Raw genomic sequence first — 24,529 nt, 5'->3', positions numbered from 1 at the left:
ACCGGAACGCCACCGGTCATCCGCAAGGGGGGTGGGCGGAACGGGAGCGCCCGTGTCGGCCGCTCCACGGCCGTAGGCTGACCGTCGGCCCGGAGGAGGGGACGTGACGGACACCCAGCGCCAAGCCGTGACGATCTCCGAGATCGCCGCGAAGGCCGGCGTGTCCGTGCCCACCGTCTCCCGGGTGCTCAACCACCGGTCCGACGTCGCGCCGCACACCCGGGAGCGGGTGGAGCGGCTGCTGCGCGAGCACGGCTACCAGCGCCGCGGGCCGCACCGGGAGGAGCGGGCGGGCCTGGTCGACCTGGTCTTCGACGACCTGGACAGCCCGTGGGCGCTGGAGGTCATCCGCGGCGTCGAGCAGGCCGCGCACGCCGCCGGGGTCGGCACCGTCGTCTCCGCCGTGCACCGGCAGCGCAGCTCGGCCCGGCTGTGGCTGGACAACGTCCGGGCGCGCGCCAGCGACGGCGTCATCCTGGTCACCACCGCGCTCGACCCGGACCTGCACACCGAGCTGCGCGGGCTGCACCTGCCGGCGGTCGTCGTCGACCCGGCCGGGCTGCCCGACCTCGACGTCCCCACGATCGGCGCCACCAACTGGGCCGGCGGGGTCGCCGCCACCGAGCACCTCACCGCGCTCGGCCACCGGCGGATCGCCCACGTCGCCGGGCGGCCGGGGCTGTGGTGCACCCGCGCGCGGCTGGACGGGTACCGGGCCGCGCTGGACGACGCCGGCCTGGCGGCGGACCCGCAGCTCGTCGTCCCCGGCGAGTTCGACTACGCCTCCGGCGCGCGGGCCGCCGCGCAGCTGCTCGCGCTGGCCGACCCGCCGACCGCCGTCTTCGCCGCCAGCGACCAGATGGCGCTCGGCGTCTACGAGGCGGTGCGCCGCCGCGGGCTGCGGGTCCCCGACGACGTGAGCGTCGTCGGCTTCGACGACCTGCCCCAGGCCGCGTGGTCCTCGCCGCCGCTGACCACGGTGCACCAGCCCCTCGGGCAGATGGGGGAGCTGGCCGTCCGCACCGTGCTGCGGCTGGTCAACGGCGAGCGGCTGGAGGGGCCGAAGGTCGAGCTGGCCACCCGGCTCGTCGTGCGCGACAGCACCGCCGCGCCCCGCTGACCCGACGCGCCGCGACTCGCCGTCGCGACCTCGGGTGATGTGACGCAGTGCACGCCCGGGCTTGCTCTCTGCTGTGACCGGTGCCACGCTCGGCCGCGCTCGTTCCGGAAGTTCCCGGGAGTGAGCCGCCCCGCCGATCGTCGACAGGAGCCCCCGTGCGCCGTTCCGCCCGCCTGGCCCGCCTCGCCGTCCCCGCCCTCACGGCCGGCCTCCTCCTGGCCGCCGCGCCGCCGGCGCAGGCCGGGCAGCCCACCGCCGAGGTCGTGACGACGACCCGGCACGACGACCGGTCGGTCGCCCTGACCTTCGACGACGGGCCGGACCCGGACGACACGCTGGACCTGCTCGCCGTCCTGCGCGAGCACCACGTGAAGGCGACGTTCTGCCTGTGGGGCGACCACGTGCGCGAGCACCCCGAGATCGCGCGGGCCGTCGCCCGCGACGGCCACACGCTGTGCAACCACACGATGCACCACGACGACATGTCGTCCTGGACGCCCGAGCAGATCCGCGCCGACCTCGAGGCCACCTCCGCGGTCATCCGCGAGGCGGTGCCCGGCGCGCACATCCCGTTCTTCCGCGCGCCCTACGGCAGCTGGGGGCAGACGCCGGAGGTCGCGGCCGAGATGGGCATGCAGCCGCTGGGCTGGGCGCTGGCCATCGGCGACTGGGAGCCGCCGGGCACCGACGAGCTGGTCCGCCGCGTCGTGGACGGGGTGACCCCGGGCGCCGTCGTCCTCATGCACGACGGCGGCGGTGACCGCAGCCAGACCGTCGACGCCGTCGACCGGCTGATCCCGCTGCTGCGGGAGCAGGGCTGGCGCTTCGACCGCCCGGCGAAGACGGCCTGAGCGCGGGGCCGGCCCTGCCCGCGGGCGGGGCCGGCCCCGGTTCCCCGGCGACACGCCGGGCCGGGGATCGCTACGCTCCGCCGCCACGTCCGGTCGAGGGAGCGGGGATCGCGGTGGCGGGAGCGTCGGAGGACGAGGCCAGGGAGGTCGCCGCGGGGCTGCGGTCCCTGCTCGACTGGCTGCAGCTGTCGGGGCCCGCGGCGGGCAACGAGGTCGTCGCGCTGGTGCAGGGGACGCTCGGCCCCGCCGGCCTCGGCCAGTCGGTCGTCGCCCGGGAGCTGCCGGCCTTCGAGCACGTCAACCTGCAGACCGCGATCGACGCGTGGAGCGCCGCGCCCGGACGCTCCGTGGAGGTGCGCGGTGTCGTCCTCCCGCCCCACTACGTCGGCATCGACCTGCAGCAGCTGATGACCGGGGAGGCGCTGCCCCCGGTGCGGCTGAGTGCGCCCGCGGTCGTCGACCTCCCCAACGGGCCGGGGTCGACGCTCGCCTGCCTGCGCCTGGCGCTGCTGCTCGTCACCGACGACGACGGCCGCTACGTCCTGCTGGTGCAGGAGGCGGGGGAGCACCGGCCGGCGATGAGCGTCGAGGTGGCCGGCCTGCCGGTGCGGCGGGCGCAGGCCGTCCTGGCCGAGCTCGACCGGCTGCGCCGCGAGCTCAACGTCTACCGGGGGCAGCTGGTGGAGGTGACCCCGACGCCGACGGGCCAGGTCGCGCTCACCTTCCTCGACCCGCCGGACCTCACCCGCGACGACGTCGTGCTGCCCGCGGCGGTCCTCGACCGCGTCGAGCGGCACGCGCTCGGGGTGGCCGGGCACCGCGCCGGCCTGCGCGCCGCCGGCCAGCACCTCAAGCGCGGGCTGCTGCTCTACGGCCCGCCGGGCACCGGCAAGACGCACACCGTGCGCTACCTGCTCGGCCGCATGGGCGACTACACCCGGCTGCTGCTCACCGGTCGCTCGCTCGGCGTCGTCGGCTCGGTCACCGAGCTCGCCCGCGAGCTGCAGCCGGCCGTGGTGGTGCTCGAGGACGTCGACCTCGTCGCCGCCGACCGCTCCTTCGGCCCCGGCGGCAGTCCCGTGCTGTTCGACCTGCTCGACGCGATGGACGGCGCGGCGCCCGACGCCGACCTGCTGTTCGTCCTCACCACGAACCGGGCCGACCTGCTGGAGCCGGCGCTGGCCGCCCGGCCGGGCCGCGTCGACGTGGCCGTGCAGGTCGACCTCCCCGACGCCGCGGCCCGCCGGCGGCTGCTGCTCCTCTACGGCCGGGCGGTGCCGCTGCGGCTCACCGACGACGACGTGACGCGCGCGGTCGACCGCAGCGAGGGCGTGACGGCGTCGTTCCTCAAGGAGCTGCTGCGCCGCGCCGTGCTCGAGGCGCTGCACGAGCAGGACCCGGTCGTCGCGGTCACCGCGGAGCACCTCGACCGCGCCCTCGGCGACCTGCTCGACTCCACCCAGCAGGTCACCCGCACCCTGCTCGGCGTGGGGGCCGAGGGTGCGGTGGCGGACGGCGACGGCCCGCAGCCCGGCCTCGCGCCGATCCACCACGGGGGCGGCTACCGCCCGTTCCGCCCGCGCTGACCGCGAGCGGTCCGCGGTCAGCGCAGCCGGTCCGCGATCTGCCGCAGCCCCTCCCGGATCGTCCGCCCGTCGGGGTCGTCGCCGAGCGCGCCGATCGCGGCCTGCGCCGCGCGGAGGTGCTCGCGGGCGCGGTCGAGGTCGCCCATCCTGCGGTGGCACTCGCTCAGGTTCAGGTGCAGCGACGGGTACAGGCCGGCGACCGGCAGCGTCACCCCGGCCTGCGCCAGCCGCTCGTCGGTCACCAGGCCGGCGGCCGCCGGTGCCCGCTGGTCCCAGACCAGCTCCTGGCGCACGTCGTCCTGGACGTCGGCCATCGCGTGGGCGAGCGTGCAGACGTGCAGGGGGTCCCCGTCCTCGCCGCCGATCTCGACCCAGGTCGCGGCGAACAGCGCGCGGGCGGCCTCCCGCTCGCCCCGGTGGGCCAGCTGCACCGCCCGGCCGATCCGGATCAGCGTCTCGTCCGTGACCACACGCAGACGACCACCCCGGTGCGCGGAACTCGTCGCCGCCGCGAGCGGACCGCCGCGGGCCGAAGACGGGAACGGCCCGGACGGGGGACCGTCCGGGCCGTGCAGCAGGGAGTGCCCCCGGCAGGATTCGAACCTGCGCACCCGCCTCCGGAGGGCGGTGCTCTATCCCCTGAGCTACGGGGGCTCGGGGCAGGAGAGAAGTTACCAGCCCTCCCCGCCCGTCCCGGCGGCGGGTCAGGGCGCCGGCAGCGGCGTCCCGCCCCGCGCGGTCAGCATGCCGACCATCGTCGTCACCTCGGCGGTCTGCGTCTCGGCGATCGAGCGGGCCAGCCTCCGCACGGCCGGCTCGGCGGCGTTGTCCGCGGCGTACTGCGCCATGTCGAAGCCGCCCTGGTGGTGGCGGATCATCAGCCGCAGGAACTCGACGTCGAACGCCGGCCCCGACAGCGACCGCAGGGCGGCGAGCTCGTCCTCGGTGGCCATGCCGGGCATCAGCGCGCCGCCGGAACCGGACATCGAGGACGTGTCGTGGCCGGCGTGCTCGCCGCCCATCCACGCCATGTGCTCACCGCCGGAGCGGGGGAGACCCCACAGCGCGAGCCAGCCCTCCATCTGCCCGGCCTGGTTGGTCTGGGTGCTGGAGATGTCGAAGGCGATCTGCCGGATCTCGGGGTCCGTGCTGCGCTCGAGGGCCAGGTTGGCCATCTCCACGCCCTGCCGGTGGTGCACCGCCATGTCCCGCGAGAAGCCGGCGTCGACGGAGTCCGCCGTCGGCGTCGCCTCCTGCCCGATGCCGAGCCCCACCGCCAGCCCGCCGCCGAGCGCGACCAGCGCGACGGCGATGACGGCCAGGAGCGCGGCCCGCAGGCCGCGGCCGCGCGGGCGGGGGGCCGGCGCGGGGGTCTCCTGCCCGGCGCGGGCGGCGGTGGCGGTCACGGCGCGGTCACTCCGTCGGGGACTCGGTGGAGCCGTCGGCACCCATGGTCGGCGTGGTCGGCGCGTCGGTGGTCGCGCCCGCGCCGCGGCTCGCGTCGCCGGTGACGAGCGGGTCGCTGATGAAGGTCGGGTTCTCGCAGCTGGCGCCGACCTCGGGGTAGGCGCCCTCGACCTCGGAGTTGAAGGTGAGGAAGTCGGCGAACTGCTCGATCCGCGGGTCGTCGACGGAGTCGACCTTCAGCTGGTGGTTCCAGGACTGCAGGCTGACCGCGGAGTCCAGGCCGGCGTAGGGCGACAGCAGCCGGCCGGAGACGCCGTCGACCAGCTCGGCGAGCTTCTCGACGTCGTCGCCGGTGACCGCGTCCGGGTCGTACGTGATCCACACGGCGCCGTGCTCCATCGAGTGGACGGCGTTCTCGTGCCGGATGTCGACGTCGTAGACGGTGCCGGTGCAGTCGGCCCACTCGCCGTCGTGCGGGCCGCCGACCGGCGGCGTCTGCTCGTACTCCACCGGGGTGGCGACGTGCTCCTGGCCGGCGGCGTAGTCGAAGCCCTGGATTCCGGAGATCTCGTCGAGGGCGTCGATCTTCGCGGCGTCGGACTGCCGCACCTGGACGACGGCGTAGGTGATGGCCGCGGCGGCGAACACCACGACGGCGACGGCGGCGGCGATCAGGCCCCACGGCCGCTGCTGCGTCACCACCTGCGTCGGCGGGCGGGTGCGGCCGCGGCCCCCGGGGCGGCCGGCGGGCGGGCGGGCCGACGACCCGCTGCCCGACTTCGCCGTCGACACCGGACGTGCGCCGGACCCGGACCGGCTCGACCCGCCTCCGGCGCGGCCGGCCTCGGGCTTGCGGTCCTTCGCCACGTGCTCTCCTCAGTGATCGTCGGGTGGTGCGTCCGCCGGTCGTGGCGCACGATGGGCGCTCCGGCGCGGCAGGACTCGCGCCTGCCTCAGCACGCGAGTCTAGGTCGCGCACCTGTGCGCACCCTGGCAACGCAGGTGCGGCGGGGAGCCGGGTCGCGGCCGCTGCCTACGATGACGCGGTGACACCCGAGCAGCTGCGCGACCTCGTCCGGACCGCGGTCGCGGCGGTCGTCGAGCGCGGCACGCTCGCCGTCGCCGTCCCCGACGACGTCCTCGTCGAGCGCCCCAAGAACCCCGAGCACGGCGACTACGCGACCAACGTCGCCCTGCGCCTGGCCAAGCCCGCCGGCATGCCGCCGCGCGCCGTCGCCGACCTGCTGGCCGAGGAGCTGCGCGCGCAGCCGGCCGTGGAGCGGGTCGACGTCGCCGGTCCCGGCTTCCTCAACATCACCCTCGCGCAGGGCGCGCTGGGGCGGATCGCCGTGCAGGCGGTCACCGCGGGGGAGGCCTACGGCCGGACCGCCACGCTGGCCGGGCAGCGCCTGAACCTCGAGTTCGTCTCCGCCAACCCCACCGGGCCGGTGCACATCGGCGGCAGCCGGTGGGCCGCCGTCGGCGACGCGATCGGCCGGCTGCTGCAGGCCAGCGGCGCCGACGTGACCCGTGAGTACTACATCAACGACGCCGGCGCGCAGATCGACCGCTTCGCCCGCAGCCTGCAGGCCGCCGCGAAGGGCGAGCCGGTGCCCGAGGACGGCTACGGCGGCGCCTACATCGCCGACATCGCCGCCGCCGTCGTCGCCGAGGTGCCCGACGTCCTCGACCGCGACGACGACGCGCAGCGGCAGACCTTCCGGGACCGCGGCGTCGCGCTGATGCTCGACGAGATCCGCCGGTCGATGGAGGGTTTCGGCGTCGACTTCGACGTCTGGTTCTCCGAGAGGTCGCTGTACGACACCGGCGCGGTGGACAAGGCCCTGGCCCGGCTGCGGGAGCAGGGGCACGTCTACGAGTCCGACGGCGCGGTGTGGCTGCGCACTACCGACTTCGGCGACGACAAGGACCGCGTGCTGGTCAAGGCCGACGGCGAGACGACGTACTTCGCCTCCGACTGCGCCTACTACCTGGACAAGCGGGCCCGCGGCTTCGACCGGGTCGTGATCATGCTCGGCGCCGACCACTCCGGCTACGTCGGCCGGTACAAGGCGCTGGTGGCCGCCACCGGCGACGACCCGGACACCCACCTCGAGATCCTCATCGGCCAGCTGGTCAACCTGCTGCGCGACGGCGAGCCGGTCCGGATGAGCAAGCGGGCGGGCACGATCGTGCTGCTCTCCGACCTCACCGACGCGATCGGCGTGGACGCCGCCCGGTACGCCCTGGCCCGCGCCTCGGTGGACCAGACGATCGACATCGACGTCGAGCTGTGGAGCCGGCGCACCAGCGACAACCCGGTCTTCTACGTCCAGTACGCGCACGCGCGGATCTCCTCGGTGCTGCGCAACGCCGCCGACCTCGGCCTCGCGCTGGGGGAGGCGGACGGCGTCGACACGGGGCTGCTGGCGCACGAGCGGGAGAACGACCTGCTCCGGGCGATCGGCGAGTTCCCGCGGGTGGTGTCCTCGGCCGCCGAGCTGCGCGCCCCGCACCGGGTGGCCCGCTACCTCGAGGAGCTGGCCGGCACCTACCACCGCTTCTACGACGCCTGCCGGGTCCTGCCCCGCGGCGACGAGGAGGCGACGCCGCTGACCACCGCCCGGCTGTGGCTGTGCGCGGCAACCGCGGTGGTGCTGCGCAACGGCCTGGGCGTGCTCGGCGTCTCCGCGCCGGAGCGGATGTGAGGGCCCACCCGGCGGGGCCCCTCCACGGCGCCTTCGCCCCGGAGCCCTCGGCCGGGATGCCCCCGGCCGACCTCGGCGCGCTCGACCCCCAGGTCTGGCCGCGCACGGCCCGCCGGGTCGACGGCGAGCTGCACCTGGGCGGCAGGCCGGTCACCGAGCTCGCCCGCACACACGGCACCCCGCTGTTCGTCCTCGACGAGGAGGACTTCCGCGGCCGCGCCGCCGACTTCGCCGCCGCCTTCGACGGCGCCGACGTGCACTACGCCTCCAAGGCGTTCCTCTGCGGCCAGGTGGCCCGCTGGATCGCCGACGACGGCCTGCACCTGGACGCCTGCAGCGGCAACGAGCTCGCCGTCGCGCTGGCCGCCGGCTTCCCCGCCGAGCGGATCGCGCTGCACGGCAACAACAAGTCGCTGGTCGAGCTGCAGCTGGCCGTGGACTCCGGCATCGGCCACGTCGTGCTCGACTCCTTCGACGAGATCGACCGGCTGGTGCCCATGGCCGAGGCGCGGGTCGCCGCCGGCGGCGGCCCGGTGCCGGTGCTGGTGCGCACCACGGTCGGCATCGAGGCGCACACCCACGAGTTCATCGCCACCGCCCACGAGGACCAGAAGTTCGGCTTCTCGCTGGCCACCGGCGACGCGCTGACCGCGGCCGTGCGGGTGATCCGCGAGCCCGCGCTGCACCTGTCCGGGCTGCACAGCCACATCGGCTCGCAGATCTTCGACACCGCGGGCTTCGAGGCCGCCGCGCACCGCGTCGTCGGGCTCATGGGGCAGGTGCACCAGGCCACCGGCGAGGTGCTGGAGGAGCTCAACCTCGGCGGCGGGTTCGGCATCGCCTACCTGTCCGACGACGACCCGGTCACCCCCGCCGACGTCGCCCGCCGGCTGCGCACCGTCGTCGCCGCCGAGTGCGCCGCGCTGGACCTGCCGGTGCCGCGGCTGGCCGTCGAGCCCGGCCGCGCGATCGCCGGGCCCGGCACCGTCACGCTGTACGAGATCGGCACGATCAAGCCGGTCCGGCTCGGCGGCGGCCACGGCGGGCCGCAGGTGCGCAACTACGTCTCCGTCGACGGCGGGATGAGCGACAACATCCGCACCGCGCTCTACGACGCGAGCTACACCTGCGTGCTGGCCAACCGCACCTCCGACGCCCCGCCGGCGCTGTGCCGCGTCGTCGGCAAGCACTGCGAGAGCGGCGACGTGCTGGTCCGCGACCTGTGGCTGCCCTCGGACGTGCAGCCCGGCGACCTGCTCGCCGTCGCCGCCACCGGCGCCTACTGCTGGTCGATGGCCAGCAACTACAACTACCTGCTCAAGCCGCCGGTGCTGGCCGTGCGGGACGGCGCCGCCACCGAGATCGTGCGGCGTCAGACACTGTCCGACGTGTTCGCCCTCGACGCCGTGCTGGCCGCGACGCCCGCCCCGTCCCCGGCGATCGACCAGCCCGCGCCCGAGCACCCGGTGGGAGCCCGCTCGTGAAACCGCTCAAGGTCGCCCTGCTCGGCTGCGGCACCGTCGGCAGCGCGGTGCTGCGCCTGGTCGACGAGCAGGCCGCCGACCTCACCGCCCGGGTCGGGCGCCCGGTGCAGGTCGCCGGGGTCGCCGTCCGCCGGCCCGACCGGCACCCGGACGTGCCCGCCGACCTGCTGACCACCGACGCGCTCGGCCTGGTCACCCGCGACGACGTCGACCTGGTCGTCGAGGTCATCGGCGGGATCGAGCCGGCGCGCACGCTCATCCAGGCGGCGATCGAGGCCGGCAAGTCGGTGGTCAGCGCGAACAAGGCGCTGCTCGCCGAGGACGGCGTCGCCCTGCACGCCGCCGCCGCCAAGGCCGGCGTCGACCTCTACTACGAGGCCGCGGTGGCCGGGGCGATCCCGCTGCTGCGGCCGCTGCGCGAGTCGCTGGCCGGCGACCAGATCCGGCGGGTGGTCGGCATCGTCAACGGCACGACCAACTACATCCTGTCGCGGATGGCCGAGACCGGGCACGGCTTCGCCGAGGCGCTGGCCGAGGCCACCGAGCTCGGCTACGCCGAGGCCGACCCGACCGCCGACGTCGACGGCTTCGACGCCGCCGCGAAGGCCGCGATCCTCGCCTCGCTGGGGTTCCACACCGCGGTCACCGCCGCCGACGTGCACCGCGAGGGCATCTCGTCGGTCACCGCCACCGACGTCGCCCGCGCCGCCGAGATCGGCTGCACGGTGAAGCTGCTGGCCATCTGCGAGCGGGTGCCGGCCAACGGGGACGGGGAGGGCGAGTCGGTCGCCGTCCGCGTCCACCCGGCGATGATCCCGACGTCGCACCCGCTGGCCGCCGTCGGCGGGGCGTTCAACGCCGTCTTCGTCGAGGCCGAGGCCGCGGGGCAGCTGATGTTCTACGGGCAGGGCGCCGGCGGCGAGCCCACCGCGAGCGCCGTGCTCGGCGACCTGGTCGCCGTCGCCCGCAACCGGGTGGCCGGCGCCGCCGGGGCCGGGCCCACCGCCTACGCCGAGCTGCCGGCCCGGCCGATCGCCGAGACGCCCACCCGGTACCACGTCAGCCTCGACGTGGCCGACGTCCCCGGGGTGCTGGCGACCGTCGCGACCGCCTTCGCCGAGCACGGGGTGAGCATCGCCACCGTCCGCCAGGACGGGCACGGCGACGCCGCCACGCTGGTCATCGTCACGCACAGCGCCCCCGACGCGGCGCTGTCGGCGACGATCGCCGCGCTCCGGGAGGTCCCCGCGGTCCGCGGGGTCACCAGCGTGCTGAGGGTGGAGGGTCTGTCATGACGGGGACGCTGCACGGTGCCGTCTCGCCGGTCTGGCCCGGGCTGATCGAGGCCTACCGGTCGCGGCTGCCGGTCAGCGCCACCACGCCGGTGGTCACGCTGCAGGAGGGCGCGACCCCGCTGGTGCCCGCCGTCGAGCTGTCCCGGCGCACCGGCTGCGAGGTGTTCCTCAAGGTCGAGGGCGCGAACCCGACCGGGTCGTTCAAGGACCGCGGCATGACCATGGCCATCACCAAGGCGCTCGAGGAGGGCTCGCGGGCGGTCATCTGCGCGTCCACCGGCAACACCAGCGCCAGCGCCGCGGCCTACGCCGCGCGCGCCGGGATGGTCTGCGCCGTCCTCGTGCCGCAGGGGAAGATCGCGCTCGGCAAGCTCGCCCAGGCGCTGGTGCACGGCGCCAAGCTGCTGCAGGTCGAGGGCAACTTCGACGACTGCCTGGCGCTGGCCAGCAAGCTGGCGATCGACTACCCGGTCAGCCTGGTCAACAGCGTCAACCAGTACCGCATCGAGGGGCAGAAGACCGCCTCGTTCGAGATCGTCGACGTCCTCGGCGACGCCCCCGACGTGCACTGCCTGCCGGTCGGCAACGCCGGCAACATCACCGCCTACTGGCAGGGCTACCGCGAGTACGAGGCCGACGGCCCGGCCACCCGGCGGCCGCGGATGTTCGGCTTCCAGGCCGCCGGCGCCGCGCCGATCGTCACCGGCCGGGTCGTCGAGAACCCGAGCACCATCGCGACGGCGATCCGCATCGGCAACCCGGCGTCGTGGACCAAGGCGCTGGCCGCCCGCGACGAGTCCGGCGGCCGCATCGACGCCGTCACCGACCGCGAGATCCTCGCCGCCTACCGGCTGCTCGCCCGCAGCGAGGCGGTCTTCGTCGAGCCCGCCTCGGCCGCCTCGGTCGCCGGGCTGCTCAAGGTGGCCGCGGCCGGGGAGCTGGAGCCGGGGCAGCGCGTCGTGTGCACCGTCACCGGCAACGGGCTCAAGGACCCGGAGTGGGCGATCTCCGGGGCGCCCGCCCCGGTGACCGTGCCGGTCGACGCCGCCGCGGCCGCCGTGCAGCTGGGTCTCTGAGTGGCCGCTCGCTCCTCGGTGCGGGTCCGCGTGCCCGCGACCAGCGCCAACCTCGGTCCCGCGTTCGACTGCGCCGGCCTCGCGCTGACGCTGCACGACGTCGTCGAGTTCGCCGTCGCCGACTCCGGGCTCGCCGTCGAGGTGTCCGGCGTCGGGGCGGGGGAGCTGCCCACCGACGAGCGGCACCTGGTCGTGCGGGCCTTCCGCGCCGCGTGCGAGCGGCTGGGCTGGACCCCGCCGGGCCTGTGCGTGCGCGCGGAGAACGCGATCCCGCAGGGCCGGGGGATGGGCTCGTCGGCCGCGGCGGTCGTCGCCGGTGTGGTCGGCGCGTTCGAGCTGTGCCCCGACGTCGACGTCCGGGACGACGACGCGGTGCTGCGGCTGGCCGACGAGCTCGAGGGGCACCCGGACAACGTCGCCGCGTGCCTGCTCGGCGGCGCGACGCTGTCGTGGACGACGCCCGGGGGCGCGCGGGCCGACCGGCTGCCGGTGAGCGAGGACGTCGTGCCGGTGGTGCTGGTGCCGGAGGCGACCCTGTCGACGCACACCGCGCGCACGCTGCTGCCGGACCTGGTGCCGCACGCCGACGCCGCGTTCAACGCCGCCCGCGCCGCGCTGCTGGTGCACGCGCTGACCGCGGAGCCCACGATGCTGCTCGAGGCCACCGACGACCGGCTGCACCAGCGGCAGCGCGCGGCCGCGATGCCGGACACGATCGCGCTGGTCGACCGGCTGCGCGCGGCCGGTCACGCCGCCGTCGTGTCCGGGGCCGGGCCCAGTGTCCTCGTGCTCGCGCGGCGGCACCCCGGCGACGTCCCGGGGGAGGCGGCGGCGGTGCGCGAGGTGAGCGCGATCACCCCGGACGGGTGGCGGGTGTACCCCCTGGAGGTGGACCACGGCGGCGCGCGCGTGGTGCGAGTGACGCCTGGGGTATCGTCTTCGTAACGAGGAACACTCCGCTGGTCAGCGGTGTTGTCCCGTCCGTGGGGCGAGTCCTACGCTTGCTGCGTAGCCGCCCCTCGGGCGAGCCTCGCGCGGAACGTTGCAGACGACCTTCCTGTCGACGCTGATCCCCGCTCCGCACCCACTGGATCCGCCGTCCCCCCTGTCCGGAACAGATGGACGGGGCGGCGCCGGGTCACCTCCTGCGCTGGTAGGCGCAGGTCACCGCAGGGAAGGACCTGTACGTGAGCGAAACCACCGACCTCGCCACCACCGGCGCCCCCGAGGGCGCTGCGGGCGAGGCACCTGCGGCCTCCGGCGCGGCGGCCCGCTCCCGCCGCCGCGGCAGCGGGCTGGCCGGCATGCTGCTCCCCGAGCTGCAGCGGCTCGCGGCGGAGCTGGGCATCCCCGGCACGGGCCGCATGCGCAAGGGCGACCTCGTCGCCGCCATCTCCGCCCGCCAGGTCGGCGGCGCGACGCCGGGCAGCGTCCCGGCGCCCGGCGCCCCGGCCGACGCGGCCCCCGACGTCCCCGCCTCGCGGGGCGCCGACGCCGTCGCCGCCACCGCCACGCCGGTCGAGGCCCCCGTCACCGGGGGCGCCAACAGCGGTCCGGTGACCGCCCCCGCCGCCGACGCCCCCGCCGAGGGCGCCCCGCGTCGCCGGCGTGCCGCCAGCCGCCCGGCCGGCACCCCCACCTCGGACGCGCCCGCCGCCGCGGCCCCTGCTGCCGAAGCCCCTGCTGCCGCGGCCCCGGCCGCCGAGGCCCCCGCCGCCGCCACGCCGGCCGCCCCGCCCGCGGAGCGGACCGAGGGCGAGCGGGCCGCCGGTGACCGCACCGACGGCGACCGCGGCGACGGCGACCGTGCCGAGGGCGACCGCCCGGCCCGCAACCGGGACCGCAACCGCAACCGGGACGGCCGCGACTCCCGCGACGGCGACCGCGCCGAGCGCGGTCAGCGCGACGGGCAGCGCGACGGCACCCGGGACGGCCGCGATCCCCGCGACGGCGACCGTGCCGAGCGCGGCAACCGCGACGGGCAGCGCGACGGCAACCGCGACGGTCAGCGGGACGGGCGCGGCCCCGACCGCGGCGAGCGCGCCGACCGCAACGCCCGGCCGAACGACCGCGCCGACCGGAACGACCGCGGGGACAACCGCAACGACGAGGACGACGACGACTTCGAGGGCGGCCGCGGCCGCCGCGGGCGCCGCTACCGGGACCGCAACCGCCGCAACGGCCGGGACCGCTTCGACCAGCCCAGCGAGCCGACGGTCAGCGAGGACGACGTCCTGCTGCCGGTCGCCGGCATCCTCGACGTCCTGGACAACTACGCGTTCGTCCGGACCTCGGGCTACCTGACCGGCCCGAACGACGTGTACGTGTCGCTGTCCCAGGTGCGCCGGCACGGCCTGCGCCGCGGTGACGCGATCACCGGCGCCGTCCGCCAGCCGCGCGAGGGCGAGCGCAAGGACAAGTACAACGCGCTGGTCCGCCTCGACTCGGTCAACGGCCTGGACCCCGAGCAGGCCCGCAACCGGCCGGAGTTCACCAAGCTGACCCCGCTCTACCCGCAGGAGCGGCTGCGGCTGGAGACCGACCCGCACCAGCTGACCACCCGGGTCATCGACCTGGTCATGCCGATCGGCAAGGGGCAGCGCGCGCTCATCGTGTCGCCGCCCAAGGCCGGCAAGACGATGGTGCTGCAGGCGATCGCCAACGCGATCACCACGAACAACCCCGAGTGCCACCTCATGGTCGTCCTCGTCGACGAGCGGCCCGAGGAGGTCACCGACATGCAGCGCTCGGTGAAGGGCGAGGTCATCGCCTCGACCTTCGACCGGCCGCCGTCGGACCACACGACCGTCGCGGAGCTGTCGATCGAGCGCGCCAAGCGCCTGGTCGAGATGGGCCACGACGTCGTCGTCCTGCTGGACTCGATCACCCGCCTGGGCCGCGCCTACAACCTGGCCGCCCCGGCCAGCGGGCGGATCCTGTCCGGCGGTGTCGACTCGACGGCGCTCTACCCGCCCAAGCGCTTCCTCGGGGCCGCCCGCAACATCGAGAACGGCGGCTCGCTGACCATCCTCGCGTCGGCGCTGGTCGAGACCGGCTCGACGATGGACACGGTCATCTTCGAGGAGTTCAAGGGCACGGGGAACGCGGAGATCAAGCTCGACCGCCGCCTGGCGGACAAGCGGGTCTTCCCGGCCGTCGACGTCAACGCGTCGGGCACCCGCAAGGAGGAGATCCTCCTCTCGCCCGACGAGCTGGCCATCGTCATCAAGCTGCGCCGGGTGCTCTCCGCGCTCGAGCCGCAGCAGGCGCTGGAGCTGCTGCTCGACAAGCTGCGCAAGACGCGCAACAACGTCGAGTTCCTCATGCAGATCCAGAAGACGACGCTCGGCCCCGAGCGCGACTGACGCACCGCCCGCCGCCGCGCTCGGCCGATCGGGGATACTGGTCGGCCGAGCCCCGCTGCGCGGCCGGAATGACCGGCCGGCCGCCGGCGTTCACGACAACAGCACCGAGACGTCCCCGGAAGAGGCCCGCATCATGAAGTCCGGTATCCACCCCGACTACCACACCACCACGGTGACCTGTGGGTGTGGGAACACCTTCACCACCCGCAGCACCGCCCCCGGCGGCACGCTGACCGTCGAGACCTGCTCCGCCTGCCACCCCTTCTACACGGGCAAGCAGCGGATCCTCGACACCGGTGGCCGCGTGGCCCGCTTCGAGAAGCGGTTCGGCAAGCGCGGCGCCACCGCCGGCAAGTAGCACCCCCGACGGCGCCCGTCCCACCTCGCGTGGGACGGGCGCCGTCGTCGTGTCCGCCCCCGCCCCTCCGGCAGAAATGGCCATTTCTGCCGCTCCCGCCAGGAGACAGCCCCCCATGAGCAGCCCGACCGACGCCGCGCCCGACCGGCTGCGCGGGCTGCTCGAGGAGCACGCCGCGCTGGAGACCGAGCTGGCCGATCCCGCGGTGCACGCCGACGCCGGCCGCGCCCGGCGCCTGGGCCGCCGCTACGCCCAGCTGGCACCCCTCGTGGAGACCGCCCGCGCGCTCGACGCCGCCCGCGACGACCTCGACGCCGCCCGCGAGCTGGCCGCCGAGGACCCCTCGTTCGCCGAGGAGGCCCGCGGCCTCGAGACGCGCATCGACGAGCTCACCGGCCGGCTGCGCGAGCTGCTGCTGCCGAAGGACCCCGACGACGACAAGGACGTCATCCTCGAGATCAAGGCGGGGGAGGGCGGTGCGGAGTCCGCGCTGTTCGCCGGCGACCTGCTGCGCATGTACCTGCGCTACGCCGAGCGCCGCGGCTGGGCCACCGAGGTCCTCGACGCCGTCCCCGCCGAGCTCGGCGGCTACAAGGACGTCTCGATCGCGGTGAAGTCCCGCACCGACGAGGGCATCTGGTCGCGGCTGAAGTTCGAGGGCGGCGTCCACCGGGTGCAGCGGGTGCCGGTCACCGAGTCGCAGGGCCGCATCCACACCTCGGCCGTCGGCGTGCTCGTGCTGCCCGAGGCCGAGGAGGTCGACGTCACCGTCGACCCCAACGACCTGCGCATCGACGTCTTCCGCTCGTCCGGCCCCGGCGGGCAGAGCGTGAACACCACCGACTCCGCCGTGCGGATCACCCACCTGCCCACCGGCATCGTGGTCAGCTCCCAGAACGAGAAGAGCCAGCTGCAGAACCGCGAGTCGGCGCTGCGCGTGCTGCGCTCCCGGCTGCTGGCCGCCGCCCGCGAGGAGGCCGCGGCCACCGCCAGCGACCAGCGCCGCAGCCAGGTCCGCACGGTCGACCGCAGCGAGCGGGTGCGTACCTACAACTTCCCGGAGAGCCGCATCTCCGACCACCGGGTCGGCTTCAAGGCGCACAACCTCGACCAGGTCCTCGACGGCGAGCTCGACCCGGTCATCGACGCGCTCACCCGCGCGCACACCGCCGAGCTCATGGCGGCCGGCTCCTGAACACCCGCACGCTGCTCGCCGGCGCCGCCCGCCGCCTGGCCGAGGCCGGCGTGGAGTCGCCCCGCGTGGACGCCGAGCTGCTGCTCGCCCACGTCCTCGGCGCCTCCCGGACGGCGCTGCTCACCCGCGACGACGTCGACGCCGCCGCCGCCGCCCGCTTCACCGCGCTGCTCGACCAGCGTGCCGCCCGCGTCCCGCTGCAGCACCTCACCGGCCGGGCGCCGTTCCGCCACCTCGAGCTCGCCGTCGGCCCCGGCGTGTTCGTGCCCCGGCCCGAGACCGAGCAGCTCGTCGAGTGGGCGCTGGCGCGGCTCGCGGGCGTCGACGAGCCGGTCGTCGTCGACCTGGGCAGCGGGTCAGGCGCGATCGCGCTGTCCATCGCGCACGAGCACCCCGGCGCGCGGGTCACCGCGGTCGAGCGCGACCCGCAGGCGATCGAGTGGACCCGCCACAACGCCGCCCTGCGCGCCGCGGCGGGGGACCGGCCGGTTCCCGTGCTCGCCGGCGACATGACCGACCCGGGCCTGCTGCGCGACCTCGACGGCACCGTCGACCTCGTCGTGTCGAACCCGCCCTACGTCCCCGACGGCGCGCGGGTGCCGCGCGAGGTCGCGGACCACGACCCGCCGCTCGCGCTGTGGGGCGGCCCGGACGGCCTCGACGTCGTCCGCGGGCTGCTGACGACGGCGGCCCGGCTGCTGCGACCCGGCGGCGGCCTGGGCATCGAGCACGCCGACCAGCAGGGGAGCGCGCTGCCCGCGCTGGTGCGCGGCACCGGCGACTTCACGTCCGTCGCGGACCACCCCGACCTCGCCGGGAGGCCGCGGTTCACGACCGCGGTCCGGGCTGGGGGAGACTGACCGCCCGTGGCCGACCTCTACGACTGCACCGACCCCGAGCAGCGCGCCGCGGGTCTCGACGCCGCCGCCGCCGCGATCGCCCGGGGCGAGCTGGTCCTGCTGCCCACCGACACCGTCTACGGCGTCGGCGCCGACGCCTTCTCGCCCGCCGCGGTCTCCGGCCTGCTGGCGGCGAAGAACCGCGGCCGCGCCATGCCGGTCCCCGTGCTCATCGGGGAGGCGTCGACGATGGCCGGGCTGACGATGAGCGTGCCCCGGGTGGCGCAGCGGCTGGCCGAGACCTTCTGGCCGGGCGGGCTGACCCTCGTCGTCGAGCACGCCCCGTCGCTGGCCTGGGACCTGGGCGACGCCGAGGGGACGGTCGCCGTCCGCCTCCCCGACGACGACGTCGCCCGCGACCTGCTGCGCCGCACCGGCCCGCTCGCCGTCTCCAGCGCCAACCGCTCCGGCCGGCCCGCCGCCACGAGTGCGCAGGAGGCGGACGCGCAGCTCGGCGAGCACGCCGCGGTCGTCCTCGACGGCGGCCCGCGCGCCGGCTCGGCGGCCAGCACGATCGTCGACTGCACCGGCCCGGTGCCGCGCGTCCTGCGGGTGGGCGCGGTGCCGGTCGAGCGGCTGCGCGAGGTCGTGCCCGAGGTCACGGACTAGGGGCCGGTCACCGGCGGCTGCGGATCCCGCTCCGTCCGGTGACGGGGGGATACCGTGGGGGTACCGCCCGTCCCGTCCGCCGCCGTCTCGCCCCCGGGAGCACCGTCGCGATGAGCACGCCCGCCGCGCGCCCGGCCGGGACCGCGCGCGGTCCGCACGGGGGCTGAGCCGTGCGCGAGTACGCCGTCGTCCTGCTGACCGCGGGCCTGGTCACCTTCCTGGCCACCCCGGTGGTGCGGATCGCGGCGGTGCGGCTGCGGATGATGGCCGCCCCGCGCGAGCGCGACGTGCACGTCATCCCCACCCCCCGCGGCGGGGGCGTGGCCATGTACCTCGGGGTCGCGGCGGCGGTGCTGGTGGCCACCCGGCTGCCCGCGCTGCAGCGCACCTTCGACGACTCGCAGACCGCCGCCGTGCTCGTCGCCGGCGGGCTGATCTGTCTGCTCGGCGTCCTCGACGACAAGTTCGGGCTCGACGCGCTCACCAAGCTCACCGGCCAGATCGCCGCCGCCGGCGTCATGGTGCTGCTCGGCGTCCAGCTGGCGTTCCTGTTCCTGCCGGTCGCCGACATCGGGACCATCTCCTTCGGCCCGGACGTCGGCGTGCCGCTGACCATCCTGCTGACCGTCCTCACGGTCAACGCGCTCAACTTCATCGACGGCCTCGACGGGCTGGCCGCGGGCGTCTCGGCCATCGCGGCGCTGGCCTTCTTCGCCTACAGCTACAACCTCAGCCGGGTCGGCTACGACGAGGTCGCCAGCGCCCCGGCCCTGGTGACGGCGGTGCTCGCCGGGGCCTGCCTGGGCTTCCTGCCGCACAACTTCAGCCCGGCGCGCATCTTCATGGGCGACTCCGGGTCGATGCTCGTGGGCCTGATGCTCTCGGCCGCCGCGGTGAGCGCCACCGGCCGGGTCGACGCCCAGTCCTTCGACTCCGCGGCCAGCCTGCTGCCGCTGGCCCTGCCGCTGCTGGTGCCGATCGCGGTGCTCTTCATCCCGTTCGTCGACCTGCTCCTGGCGGTGGTCCGCCGGACCCGGCGCGGGCAGTCGCCGTTCTCGCCCGACAAGATGCACCTGCACCACCGGCTGCTGTCCATCGGGCACTCGCACCGCCGGGCGGTGCTGACCATGTACTTCTGGGCGGCTCTCCTGTCCTTCGGCGCGGTGGCCCTCTCGGTCACCGGCGGGACGGTCGAGCTGCTCGTCGTGATCGGGGTGCTGCTCGTCGTGGGTGTCGTCGTCGTCCTCGCCCCGCACGCCCGGCGTGCCGCCCGGGAGGCCCGGGCCGCCGAGATCGCCGAGCAGCGCCGCCGCAGCCGCGCCGCCCACCCGACCGCGCGGGCACACCGCGCCGGGCGCCGGTCCCCGGAGCCCGCGCCGCCGGCAGGGCCCCCGGTGCCGGCCGCCGGACCGGCCGCGGCGACCACCACCCCGACCGCGCCGCGCGCGGCCGGGGCCGGCCAGGGGCTCCGGTGAGCGCGCCCCGCCCGGTCGCGCAGGTCCCGTGGGACCTGTCGTTCCTCAGGGTCGGCACGCTGGTCACCGGCTCGGTCGCCGTCGCCGCGGCCGTGGTCGTCGGCCTGGTGCTCGGCTGGCCCGACGCCGTCGGGGTCCTGGTCGGCGCGCTGGTGGTGACGGCGTTCTTCGTCGTCTCCGGCGTGGTCATCGCCTGGGCCGGGCGGATCAACGACACCTTCACGCTGCCGGCGGCGCTGGGCACCTTCTTCGTCAAGGCGATCGTGCTGTTCGGGATCCTCACCGCGCTGCCCGAGGACGGCTGGCTCGACCGGCGCACGCTGGCGTGGGCGGTGGTCGTGGGGGCCCTGCTGTGGAGCGGGGTGCAGCTCCGGTGGGTGTGGACCCGCCCGCTGTACTACGTGACGCCGCCCGCGCCACCCGGTCAGGCGACGGTCCCCCCGGCACCGGGAGGCGCCCCGACACGCGGCTGATAGTGTCCGGGCGATGGCCGAGGACGACCCCACCCGTGGGGAGCCCCGGCCCCGACCTGCGCGACCAGCCCCTCGGGGCAGCGGTGCCGAGACCGGCTGGGCCGTCATCGGGACCATGATCTCCGGGATGGCCGTGTGGGGCGGAGCCGGGTGGTTGCTCGACCGGTGGTTGGACACGCGGGTGTTCCTGCCGGTCGGGATCCTCCTCGGCATCTCGGCGGCCATCTACCTGGTCGTCAAACGGTTCGGCGGGCTGCCACCAGACCCTGGTGCACCCGAGCAGGGCAACACCCCGGGCGGACGACGGAGCCGGCCCAGGACGCAGAAGGGACAACGGTGACCTCCAGCGCCCTCGCGCTCGTGGACGTGCTCGCCGCCGAGGGCGGCGGGTCCGGAGACGGCTTCCAGGCTCCCGGCCTGGGCGAGTTCTACCCGGAGCCGCTCGCCGAGTTCTCGCTCTTCGGCATCGACTTCGAGATCACGCGCATCACGCTCGGGCTGTGGTTCGCCACGCTGGCGATGCTCGTCTTCATGGTCCTCACGGTCCGCAAGCCGCAGATCGTGCCGGGCAAGATGCAGTTCATCGGCGAGAGCGGCTACTCGCTGGTCCGGGACGGGATCGCCCGCGACGTCGTCGGCCCCCGGGGGATCCCCTTCGCGCCGTTCCTCGCGTCGCTGTTCTTCTTCATCCTCGCGAACAACTTCATGTCGATCCTGCCGTTCGCGCAGATCTCCCCGATGTCGAAGTTCGCGTTCCCGCTGGTGCTCGCCGCCATCTGCTGGGTGCTCTACATCTACATCGGCATCCGCGAGCAGGGCGCCGGCCGCTACTTCAAGGACATCCTGTTCCTGCCCGGCGTGCCCAAGCCGATGTACATCCTGGTCACGCCGATCGAGATCCTGCAGAACTTCATCGTCCGGCCGTTCACGCTCGCGGTCCGGCTCTTCGCGAACATGTTCGCCGGCCACATGCTGCTGGTGGTGTTCTCCCTCGGCGCGGTCTACCTGTTCAGCCGGGACAACTTCTCGGTCGTCTTCGGCCCGGTCTCGGCCCTGATGGCGATCGTCATGACCTTCTTCGAGCTGCTGGTCATCTTCCTGCAGGCCTACGTCTTCACCGTGCTGATGGGGACCTACCTCAACGGCTCGATCGAGGCCGAGCACTGACCGGCTGAGCAGGCACCTCCCGGACCGCACCACCCCCAAGACCCCCGCAAGCCGCCCGGAGACACCGGGCGACGACACAGGAGGAACACCCCGTCATGGATCTTCTGGCTGAGCTGTCCGGCAGCATCGGCTCCGTGGGCTACGGCCTCGCCGCCATCGGCCCGGGCATCGGCGTCGGCATCGTGTGGGCGGCCTACATCCAGGCCACCGCGCGCCAGCCCGAGTCGGCCGGCCTGACCCGTACCTACGCGTTCCTCGGGTTCGCGCTCTCCGAGGCGCTCGCGCTCATCGGCTTCGTCGTCCCCTTCGTCTTCGGCACCTGATCCGCGCCCCGCGGGCCGGCACCGACTGAGACAGGGACACTGAGACCATGAACATCCTCGCAGCGGAGGAAGCCCACAACCCGCTGATCCCGCCGCTGGGCGAGATCATCATCGGGCTGATCGCGTTCGCGATCGTCATGCTGGTCTTCTTCCGGTTCATCGCCCCGCGCTTCGAGCAGGTCTTCCGGGCCCGCCGCGAGGCCATCGAGGGCGGCATCGAGCGGGCGGAGGCCATGCAGGCCGAGGCCAAGGCCGCGCTGGAGCAGTACCGCGCCCAGCTGGCCGAGGCGCGCACCGAGGCCGCGCAGATCCGGGACCAGGCCCGGGCCGAGGGTCAGCAGATCCTCGAGGAGCTGCGCGCCCAGGCGCAGGAGGAGTCGGCGCGCATCGTCGCCCGCGGCGAGGAGCAGCTGGCCGCCAACCGCCAGTCGGTCGTCAACGAGCTGCGCGGCCAGATCGGCACGCTGGCCGTCGACCTCGCCGGCCGCGTGGTCGGGGAGTCCCTGGAGGACGAGGCGCGGCGCCGCGGCACCGTCGACCGGTTCCTCGACCAGCTCGACGGCATGGCCGGCGGGGCGGCGGGCAACGGCCGCGCCGGCAGCACCGTGTTCGTCCCCGGCGGCGACCGCTGATGGACGCCTCCAGCCGGGCGGCGCTCGCGGTCAGCCGCGAGCGCCTCGCCGCGACGACGGCCGGTGCCGCCGGCCCGGGCCTGCTGGCCCTGGCCGACGAGCTGTTCGCCGTCGCGCGGCTGCTCGACGGCACCGTGGCGCTGCGGCGGGCCCTGTCCGACCCGTCGGCCAAGCCGGCCGACCGGGCCGGACTGGCCCGCCGGATCCTCGGCGGGCGGGTCTCCGAGGCCGCCGTCGACCTGGTCGAGACCGCCGCCCGCCAGCGGTGGTCGCGGCCGCTGGACCTGGTCGAGGCCACCGAGACCCTGGCCACCGAGGCCTCGCTGGACGCCGCCGAGGCGCGCGGCGAGCTCGAGGGCGTCGAGGACGAGCTGTTCCGCTTCGGCCGGATCGTCGGCGGCGACCCCGAGTTGTCCCGCATCCTCTCCGACGACTCGGCACCGGCCGAGGGGCGCGCGGCGCTGCTCGACCGGCTCCTGTCGGGTCGGGTCAGCCCGGTCACCGAGCAGCTGCTGCGGAACTCGCTGACCGCCCGGCACGTGGGGAACGCGGAGACCCGAGTCGAGCGGCTGTCCGTGGCGGCCTCCGCCCGGCGCGGCCGCTCGGTCGCCCACGTGACGACGGCGGTGCCGCTGACCGTGACGCAGGAGCAGCGGCTGCGCGACGTGCTCGGCCGGATCTACGGGCGGACGATCGGCCTGCAGGTGACGGTCGACCCCGAGGTGCTCGGCGGCCTGGTCGTGCGCGTCGGCGACGAGGTCATCGACGGCAGCATCGCCAACCGGCTCGAGTCCGCCGGCCGCCGGCTCGCCGGCTGACCCGCCCCACCCCAGACCACAGACAGCACGACCCAGCAGGGAAGAGGACGCGCGCCATGGCCGAGCTGACGATCTCCGCAGACGAGATCCGCAGTGCCATCCAGAACTACGTCACCGAGTACTCCCCGGACGTGTCCCGGGAAGAGGTCGGGATCGTCACCGAGGCCGGCGACGGCATCGCCCGGGTCGAGGGCCTGCCCTCGGTCATGACCAACGAGCTGCTCGAGTTCGAGAGCGGCGTCCGCGGCCTCGCGCTGAACCTCGACGTCCGCGAGGTCGGCGTCGTCGTCCTCGGTGACTTCGCCGGCATCGAGGAGGGCCAGCAGGTCCGCCGCACCGGCGAGGTCCTGTCGGTGCCGGTCGGCGACGGCTACCTCGGCCGCGTCGTCGACCCGCTCGGCAACCCGATCGACGGCGGCGGCGAGATCGCCACCACCGGCCGCCGCGCGCTGGAGCTGCAGGCCCCCACCGTCGTGCAGCGCAAGTCGGTGCACGAGCCGCTGCAGACCGGGATCAAGGCCATCGACGCCATGACCCCGATCGGCCGCGGCCAGCGCCAGCTGGTCATCGGCGACCGCCAGACCGGCAAGACGGCGATCGTGCTCGACACGATCATCAACCAGAAGCAGGCCTGGGCCACCGGCGACCCGAAGCAGCAGGTGCGCTGCATCTACGTCGCCGTCGGTCAGAAGGGCTCGACGATCGCGGCGATCCGCACGGCCCTCGAGGAGGCCGGCGCGATGGAGTACACGACCATCGTCGCCGCTCCCGCGTCGGAGGCCGCCGGCTTCAAGTACATCGCCCCCTACACCGGCTCGGCCATCGGCCAGCACTGGATGTACGAGGGCAAGCACGTCCTGATCGTCTTCGACGACCTGTCCAAGCAGGCCGAGGCCTACCGCGCCGTCTCGCTGCTGCTGCGCCGCCCGCCGGGCCGCGAGGCCTACCCGGGCGACGTCTTCTACCTCCACTCCCGGCTGCTGGAGCGCTGCGCCAAGCTCTCCGACGACCTGGGCGCCGGGTCGATGACGGGTCTCCCGCTCATCGAGACCAAGGGCAACGACGTGTCGGCCTACATCCCGACCAACGTCATCTCGATCACCGACGGGCAGATCTTCCTCGAGACCGGTCTGTTCAACTCCGGTGTCCGCCCGGCCATCAACGTCGGCATCTCGGTGTCCCGCGTCGGCGGCTCGGCGCAGATCAAGGCGATGAAGTCGGTCGCCGGCCGCCTGCGCCTGGACCTCGCCCAGTACCGCGAGCTCGAGGCCTTCGCCTCGTTCGCCTCGGACCTTGACGCCTCCAGCCGGGCCACCCTCGACCGCGGTCAGCGCCTGGTGGAGCTGCTCAAGCAGGGCCAGTACCAGCCGTACCCGGTCGAGCGCGAGGTCGTCTCGCTGTGGCTGGGCACCACCGGCAAGCTCGACCGCGTGCCGGTGTCCGACGTCCGCCGGTTCGAGTCGGAGTTCCTCGACTACATCGGCCGCAGCGAGAGCGGCGTCTTCGACGAGATCCGCACCTCGCGGGCCCTGGGCGACGACGCGGTGGGCAGCCTCGAGCGCGCCGTCGAGAGCTTCTACCAGCAGTTCACGACCTCCGACGGCACCTCGCTGGTCAACGAGCCCGAGGCCGAGGCCATGGACGCGTCCGAGCGTGGCCAGGAGCGCGTCCAGGTCAAGAAGGCCTGA

The 24,529-nt window shown here is 75.0% G+C and carries 24 protein-coding genes and 1 tRNA gene; 21 read left to right on the top strand and 4 right to left on the bottom strand.

Annotated features, from left to right (window positions below; all coding sequences use genetic code 11):
• Positions 1 to 103: 103 nt before the first annotated feature.
• The 3 genes from ACI79L_RS15545 (at position 104) to ACI79L_RS15535 (ending at position 3,557) form a co-directional block, all read left to right on the top strand.
• Positions 104 to 1,120 carry a LacI family DNA-binding transcriptional regulator gene (locus tag ACI79L_RS15545; RefSeq protein WP_456937663.1) on the top strand — a complete coding sequence of 339 codons (1,017 nt, stop codon included), beginning with the start codon at positions 104 to 106 and terminating at the stop codon, positions 1,118 to 1,120.
• A 155-nt stretch (positions 1,121 to 1,275) separates the two neighbouring features.
• Complete coding sequence (locus ACI79L_RS15540; RefSeq protein ID WP_456937662.1) at positions 1,276 to 1,971, top strand: polysaccharide deacetylase family protein; 696 nt, start codon at positions 1,276 to 1,278, stop codon at positions 1,969 to 1,971.
• 113 nt (positions 1,972 to 2,084) lie between these two features.
• On the top strand, positions 2,085 to 3,557 hold the full coding sequence (locus ACI79L_RS15535; protein WP_456937661.1) for an AAA family ATPase: 1,473 nt from the start codon (positions 2,085 to 2,087) through the stop codon (positions 3,555 to 3,557).
• A gap of 17 nt (positions 3,558 to 3,574) precedes the next feature.
• Here ACI79L_RS15535 and ACI79L_RS15530 read toward each other — a convergent pair whose 3' ends face one another.
• The 4 genes from ACI79L_RS15530 to ACI79L_RS15515 all read right to left on the bottom strand — a co-directional run bounded on the left by ACI79L_RS15530 (position 3,575) and on the right by ACI79L_RS15515 (position 5,831).
• On the bottom strand, positions 3,575 to 4,027 hold the full coding sequence (locus ACI79L_RS15530; RefSeq protein ID WP_456937660.1) for a hypothetical protein: 453 nt from the start codon (positions 4,025 to 4,027) through the stop codon (positions 3,575 to 3,577).
• Between the two features lie 112 nt (positions 4,028 to 4,139).
• Positions 4,140 to 4,211, bottom strand: a tRNA-Arg gene (locus ACI79L_RS15525).
• A gap of 50 nt (positions 4,212 to 4,261) precedes the next feature.
• On the bottom strand, positions 4,262 to 4,963 hold the full coding sequence (locus tag ACI79L_RS15520; RefSeq protein ID WP_456937659.1) for a DUF305 domain-containing protein: 702 nt from the start codon (positions 4,961 to 4,963) through the stop codon (positions 4,262 to 4,264).
• A 7-nt stretch (positions 4,964 to 4,970) separates the two neighbouring features.
• Entirely contained in the window at positions 4,971 to 5,831 is an 861-nt protein-coding gene (locus ACI79L_RS15515; RefSeq protein ID WP_456937658.1) for a DUF3105 domain-containing protein, read from the bottom strand.
• 179 nt (positions 5,832 to 6,010) lie between these two features.
• On the opposite strand from ACI79L_RS15515, the gene argS reads away from it, so the two are divergent.
• From argS to atpA, 18 genes are all read left to right on the top strand, one after another.
• Complete coding sequence (gene argS / locus ACI79L_RS15510; protein WP_456937657.1) at positions 6,011 to 7,672, top strand: arginine--tRNA ligase; 1,662 nt, start codon at positions 6,011 to 6,013, stop codon at positions 7,670 to 7,672.
• Between the two features lie 56 nt (positions 7,673 to 7,728).
• A complete protein-coding gene (gene lysA, locus ACI79L_RS15505; RefSeq protein ID WP_456937656.1) occupies positions 7,729 to 9,156 on the top strand; it encodes a diaminopimelate decarboxylase in 1,428 nt (475 codons plus the stop codon).
• Complete coding sequence (locus ACI79L_RS15500; protein WP_456937655.1) at positions 9,153 to 10,451, top strand: homoserine dehydrogenase; 1,299 nt, start codon at positions 9,153 to 9,155, stop codon at positions 10,449 to 10,451. Before lysA ends, ACI79L_RS15500 begins: the two co-directional genes overlap by 4 nt.
• Positions 10,448 to 11,527, top strand: coding sequence for a threonine synthase (thrC, locus tag ACI79L_RS15495; protein WP_456937654.1), 1,080 nt, complete (start codon positions 10,448 to 10,450; stop codon positions 11,525 to 11,527). Before ACI79L_RS15500 ends, thrC begins: the two co-directional genes overlap by 4 nt.
• 30 nt (positions 11,528 to 11,557) lie before the next feature.
• The gene (thrB, locus tag ACI79L_RS15490) at positions 11,558 to 12,472 is read left to right on the top strand and encodes a homoserine kinase (protein ID WP_456937653.1); all 915 of its coding nucleotides are present in this window, start codon (positions 11,558 to 11,560) and stop codon (positions 12,470 to 12,472) included.
• A gap of 242 nt (positions 12,473 to 12,714) precedes the next feature.
• On the top strand, positions 12,715 to 14,892 hold the full coding sequence (rho, locus tag ACI79L_RS15485) for a transcription termination factor Rho (RefSeq protein WP_456937652.1): 2,178 nt from the start codon (positions 12,715 to 12,717) through the stop codon (positions 14,890 to 14,892).
• A gap of 133 nt (positions 14,893 to 15,025) precedes the next feature.
• A complete protein-coding gene (rpmE, locus tag ACI79L_RS15480) occupies positions 15,026 to 15,250 on the top strand; it encodes a 50S ribosomal protein L31 (RefSeq protein WP_387992433.1) in 225 nt (74 codons plus the stop codon).
• Between the two features lie 115 nt (positions 15,251 to 15,365).
• Positions 15,366 to 16,445, top strand: coding sequence for a peptide chain release factor 1 (gene prfA, locus ACI79L_RS15475; protein WP_456937651.1), 1,080 nt, complete (start codon positions 15,366 to 15,368; stop codon positions 16,443 to 16,445).
• Positions 16,442 to 17,305 carry a peptide chain release factor N(5)-glutamine methyltransferase gene (gene prmC, locus ACI79L_RS15470; RefSeq protein ID WP_456937722.1) on the top strand — a complete coding sequence of 288 codons (864 nt, stop codon included), beginning with the start codon at positions 16,442 to 16,444 and terminating at the stop codon, positions 17,303 to 17,305. The genes prfA and prmC overlap by 4 nt, the downstream gene beginning before the upstream one ends.
• Positions 17,306 to 17,311: 6 nt before the next feature.
• Positions 17,312 to 17,953: an L-threonylcarbamoyladenylate synthase gene (locus ACI79L_RS15465; RefSeq protein WP_456929332.1), complete on the top strand. Its 642-nt coding sequence runs from the start codon at positions 17,312 to 17,314 to the stop codon at positions 17,951 to 17,953.
• A gap of 170 nt (positions 17,954 to 18,123) precedes the next feature.
• On the top strand, positions 18,124 to 19,428 hold the full coding sequence (locus tag ACI79L_RS15460) for a glycosyltransferase family 4 protein (RefSeq protein ID WP_456937650.1): 1,305 nt from the start codon (positions 18,124 to 18,126) through the stop codon (positions 19,426 to 19,428).
• Complete coding sequence (locus ACI79L_RS15455; RefSeq protein ID WP_456937649.1) at positions 19,425 to 19,901, top strand: hypothetical protein; 477 nt, start codon at positions 19,425 to 19,427, stop codon at positions 19,899 to 19,901. Before ACI79L_RS15460 ends, ACI79L_RS15455 begins: the two co-directional genes overlap by 4 nt.
• A gap of 13 nt (positions 19,902 to 19,914) precedes the next feature.
• The gene (locus ACI79L_RS15450; RefSeq protein ID WP_456937648.1) at positions 19,915 to 20,241 is read left to right on the top strand and encodes an AtpZ/AtpI family protein; all 327 of its coding nucleotides are present in this window, start codon (positions 19,915 to 19,917) and stop codon (positions 20,239 to 20,241) included.
• Positions 20,238 to 21,068, top strand: coding sequence for a F0F1 ATP synthase subunit A (atpB, locus tag ACI79L_RS15445; protein ID WP_456929335.1), 831 nt, complete (start codon positions 20,238 to 20,240; stop codon positions 21,066 to 21,068). Before ACI79L_RS15450 ends, atpB begins: the two co-directional genes overlap by 4 nt.
• Positions 21,069 to 21,163: 95 nt before the next feature.
• Positions 21,164 to 21,391 (top strand): ATP synthase F0 subunit C, encoded by a 228-nt coding sequence (gene atpE, locus ACI79L_RS15440; RefSeq protein ID WP_387992453.1) that lies wholly within the window; start codon positions 21,164 to 21,166, stop codon positions 21,389 to 21,391.
• A gap of 47 nt (positions 21,392 to 21,438) precedes the next feature.
• Positions 21,439 to 22,023 (top strand): F0F1 ATP synthase subunit B, encoded by a 585-nt coding sequence (locus ACI79L_RS15435; protein WP_456929336.1) that lies wholly within the window; start codon positions 21,439 to 21,441, stop codon positions 22,021 to 22,023.
• The gene (locus ACI79L_RS15430; protein WP_456937647.1) at positions 22,023 to 22,841 is read left to right on the top strand and encodes a F0F1 ATP synthase subunit delta; all 819 of its coding nucleotides are present in this window, start codon (positions 22,023 to 22,025) and stop codon (positions 22,839 to 22,841) included. Before ACI79L_RS15435 ends, ACI79L_RS15430 begins: the two co-directional genes overlap by 1 nt.
• A 56-nt stretch (positions 22,842 to 22,897) precedes the next feature.
• Complete coding sequence (gene atpA / locus ACI79L_RS15425) at positions 22,898 to 24,529, top strand: F0F1 ATP synthase subunit alpha (protein WP_456937646.1); 1,632 nt, start codon at positions 22,898 to 22,900, stop codon at positions 24,527 to 24,529.

Source organism: Geodermatophilus sp. SYSU D00684 (genome assembly GCF_054050455.1).
Note: the sequence above shows the minus strand (reverse complement) of the source record. Positions and strands in the feature narration are given on the sequence as shown.